The organism is Methanobrevibacter oralis (assembly GCF_001639275.1).
Lineage (GTDB): Archaea > Methanobacteriota > Methanobacteria > Methanobacteriales > Methanobacteriaceae > Methanocatella > Methanocatella oralis.
Map to the genome: position 1 here is coordinate 1 of NZ_LWMU01000106.1, position 4,022 is coordinate 4,022.

Sequence of the window (4,022 nt, forward strand, 5' to 3'; positions counted from 1 at the left end):
ATTATCAACGCAAAATCAATAAATGAAGCACAAGAAAAAAGAAATCAACTATTTTATTTAGAATCCAACATTCCACAAGTTATTCAAGATTTAGCTTCAAAATTAATAATCCCAGAATTCAAAAAAAAATCACAAATCACCTGAATGATTCAAAAATACCAATAACATCAAATAAAATAGAAAACATGCTTCCTAAAAAAACTTCCCCAAACATATCAAAAAATTATTCAAATCGAAAAAAGGAATTTTAAAAAGATTTGACCTAAAAATAATGTATTAGAACAAAGACAACGCAATTTTCTAAAAATCACCCAAATTTTTGAAAGTGCCAAAAATAGAAAGATTAATTAAATTCCTCACACAAAATACAATTGAGGGTTTCATATTACTGTCTATATTATATAATATACCCTCAAACCTTAATAAAACTTTCTATAAACCATTCTTTCTATTTCTAAAAAACAAAACAACCACAAAATAGCATAATACCAACTTATTCAAATTCAAACCATAAACCAATACTCTTGATTAAAACAAAGCAACATCCAATTAAAACACCATACAACAAAAAACATTAAATAATAATAAAAAACCAATAACCATTTAAACAAAAGAAAACAAACAACAGTTTAACCATATTAAAAACAAAGAAAAATAAATACTTAATATTATAATAATGACTAAAAGAAGTATTTTTAGAAAAGTCTTAGGTTGACGACATTGGCTAAATATTAATATTATTCTAAATCGTTGATAATTTCTTTTAATTTTGTTTTGTTTCTTTTCTCAGATATTCTCTTTTTATAAAATTTTGCACCTGAATTATCTGGATCATTTTCTAAAACTTCATTAAAACATTCTAATGCATCGTCATATTTATTTTGAAGATATAATATATTTCCCTTTTTAAATAATAAAATATAATAATCATAATTAGAATCTAAAAGTAATTCATTAACCCTATTTAATAAAGTATCCAAATCATTAAAATGATCATATAAAATAACTAAATATGTCAAAACAGAAGAAATTTCATAGTTCTTATTTAATAAGAAGTCAAATAGTCCTAAAGATTTTTTATATTCTCCTTCTTCAAGTAGTTTAGTTGATTTAATATATAATTTAAAATAATTAATTTTAAAACACCTCTTCTAGTAAATTGTCTTTTGCTTCTTGAATATCTTCTTTTAGAAAATTATAATTATCTAAATATTCATCATAAATTTTTATCGCTTCTTCATATTTACCCATTACCTCTAAGGCATGGCCATAGTAAAGATAATAAATATTGAATACTTTTACATTATCATGTTTGATTTTTGAAATTCTTTCAAAACCTTTTAAACTTTCCTCAAAATGTCCCAAATCAGCTAAAAGAGAATACTTATAAATCAAAAAATAAAAGCAATTATCTATTTGAATATATTTATTAATTTCGATTAAAGCATTGGAATAATCTTCTTTTTCCATGTAAAAACAATACTTGCTAAAAATAGTTAATGAATTGTTAGAATCAATACTTAATGCTTTATCAAAATACTCTAAAGCAAGATCCATATCACCCCTATATAAATAACAATTCCCAATATGTGTTAATAAATCAGCATTTTCTGGTTTTTCTTTTAAAAGTTGATTAAAATAATGAAGAGCACAGTCATAATCACAAAAAGAATAATAACACAAAGCAATTTCCAATAATGTCTCAGAACAGTCATAATGATAATCTAAAACTTTGTTAAGACAATCTAATGCTAAATCATATTCCATTAAATATCTGCATGTTTGACCTTTATGAAAATAAACATGATATTTAAGTCCCTTCTTAAAAGCTAAATCAAAACATTTAAAAGAATTCTCCTTATCAAAAAGACACGAATAAAAACGACCTTTAGCAATTAAAGCATATAAATTATGCTTATCAAACCTTAATACTTTATTAACTGTCTCAATAGCTTTAGCATGCTGATACATACTATTATATTTAAGTGCCTTATTTATATAATAATCAAAAATTTTATCTTTAATAAACATAATATTAATCTCCCTTAAATAAATTATTTTTTTACGAATTTTCATTAGAAAGTTCAAATAAACAAAAATTCAACAAAAATTCAACAACATCAATAGTTTCAAATTTTAGGAATAGTGCAATTAACTCCAAATAATGAGCTTTAGCAAATTCTAATGTTTTACCTTCAGCTTTTACAACATTATATTCATCATATAATTCTTTAACACGCTTTCCAACCTCAAACCAACCATTATCTGTACTCTTTGAATCAGGATCTCCACCATTAAGAACAATATGTTTTGGTTTTAACCAAACACTAGGGTTTACATCGATATTAGTATAAGCATTATTTTTACTCGGAATATTGCGAGGATTTCTATTAGAATTTTTAGAAATAATTTCAATAAATACAAACTTTAAATAATCTTCTATTGATTTATCATTCAAATTTAAAATAGAAACATCATGTTGAATAGTATAATCTCCACCCTCATAAATAGTAATATTAGGATAATCTTTATAACATGGATTTATAAGATACACAAAATTTTCCCAAATCTTATTACACTCATCAGGAAACAAAATTATTAAAATAGGAATAATAATAACTCCACCCCCTATAACAGATTCAATGCCAACCATTTCTAAAACTAAAGAACTTAATCCTTCAAAAATAAAAGAAAACATGACACAAGTACTAAAAATCACCTTAAGATTCTTAAATTCCATAGTATGCCTATTTAATGAATTGTTACCATGATTACAAGCATTATCAGTAATATTATCATGATAACAAGGCATTGTTCCCAACAAACCATAGTAACGAAAAACATCCCGCACAATATCTGTCTCAAGATCCAAAAACAACAAAGTAGTATTATCACCTGCTCTTTTAATAAAAACACAACCATTACTTGTAAATATTTCTAATGTTTCATTATTTAAATAACTTTCAAATAATCCTAATGTTACACTACCAATTTATGTAGTATTCCAAATACTATTCCCCACTAATTGCTCAACAAGACTAAAACTAAAAGAAGTTGCAAAATGAAACTTCCAAACATAACCCTTAGCCGAAAACGAAACCTTAGCATTATAAGACTTAGGCAACAAATTAATCGGCAAACCCGCACGACCATTAGAATCAGTTTTCTTATTATAAGAAACACCATTAATGGTAAAAACCAAAGTCTTACCACTTAACGCTTTACCTTTACTATTCTTTAAGCATATAAAGTTCCAGACTCAGAATAAAATTTAGCAAAGTCATTTACTTTAATAGTAGTTTTAATATTAGCAGAACTGCCCATATTATTACTCGAAATATTTTCTTTTAAACTATTAAAAACATTAAAATTACCACTATAATCTTCATTTAAACTATATTCATTATTAAATTCTTTTATATTGCCCTCAGGTGTTTTAATATCACAATCCATTGTATAATTAGTGCAATTACTATTTACATCATTAGCTGCTGAAACACATGACAAACTCAACAACAATAAGAAGAATAATGAAACAAACAAATATTTATTATTCATATATATCACCAATTAAAAAAATAATTTCAATTGAATAATAATGTTTAATAACTAATATTTAAATATTAATACAATTTCGGGGCACTTTCAAAAATTTGGGTGATTTTTAGAAAATCGTGTTGTCTTTGTTCTAATACATTAGTTTTAGGTCAAATTTTTTTAAAATTCCTTTTTTTTTCGATTTGAATAATTTTTTGATATGTTTGGGGAAGTTTTTTTTTAGGAAGCGGTTTTCTATTTTGTTTGATGTTATTGGTATTTTTGAATTATTCAGGTGATTTGTGATTTTTTTTTTGAATTCTGGGATTATTAATTTTGAAGCTAAATCTTGAATAATTTGTGGAATGTTGGATTCTAAATAAAATAGTTGATTTCTTTTTTCTTGTGCTTCATTTATTGATTTTGCGTTGATAATATTGAAAAAATAGTTGTTTATAGTTGTGTATTATTTCTATTTCTTCTTC

Annotated in this window: 5 protein-coding genes; all 5 read right to left on the reverse strand. The window is 24.4% G+C overall.

Features of this window, described 5'->3' with window-relative positions; genetic code table 11:
* Positions 1-737: 737 nt before the first annotated feature.
* Positions 738-980: a tetratricopeptide repeat protein gene (locus MBORA_RS08820; protein WP_157944478.1), complete on the reverse strand. Its 243-nt coding sequence runs from the start codon at positions 978-980 to the stop codon at positions 738-740.
* A gap of 157 nt (positions 981-1,137) precedes the next feature.
* Positions 1,138-2,031, reverse strand: a complete 894-nt coding sequence (locus tag MBORA_RS08825; RefSeq protein WP_042694248.1) for a tetratricopeptide repeat protein — start codon at positions 2,029-2,031, stop codon at positions 1,138-1,140.
* A 31-nt stretch (positions 2,032-2,062) separates the two neighbouring features.
* On the reverse strand, positions 2,063-2,872 hold the full coding sequence (locus MBORA_RS08830; protein ID WP_042694246.1) for a hypothetical protein: 810 nt from the start codon (positions 2,870-2,872) through the stop codon (positions 2,063-2,065).
* 120 nt (positions 2,873-2,992) lie between these two features.
* Complete coding sequence (locus MBORA_RS08835) at positions 2,993-3,202, reverse strand: hypothetical protein (protein WP_042694244.1); 210 nt, start codon at positions 3,200-3,202, stop codon at positions 2,993-2,995.
* Between the two features lie 35 nt (positions 3,203-3,237).
* Entirely contained in the window at positions 3,238-3,558 is a 321-nt protein-coding gene (locus tag MBORA_RS08840; RefSeq protein ID WP_042694243.1) for a hypothetical protein, read from the reverse strand.
* Between the last annotated feature and the right edge of the window lie 464 nt (positions 3,559-4,022).

What these genes read in the sequence shown, in the direction of transcription:
- MBORA_RS08825 (WP_042694248.1), bottom strand. Translation starts at nt 2,031, where the DNA reads ATGTTTATTAAAGATAAAATTTTTGATTATTATATAAATAAGGCACTT.
- MBORA_RS08840 (WP_042694243.1), bottom strand. Translation starts at nt 3,558, where the DNA reads ATGAATAATAAATATTTGTTTGTTTCATTATTCTTCTTATTGTTGTTG.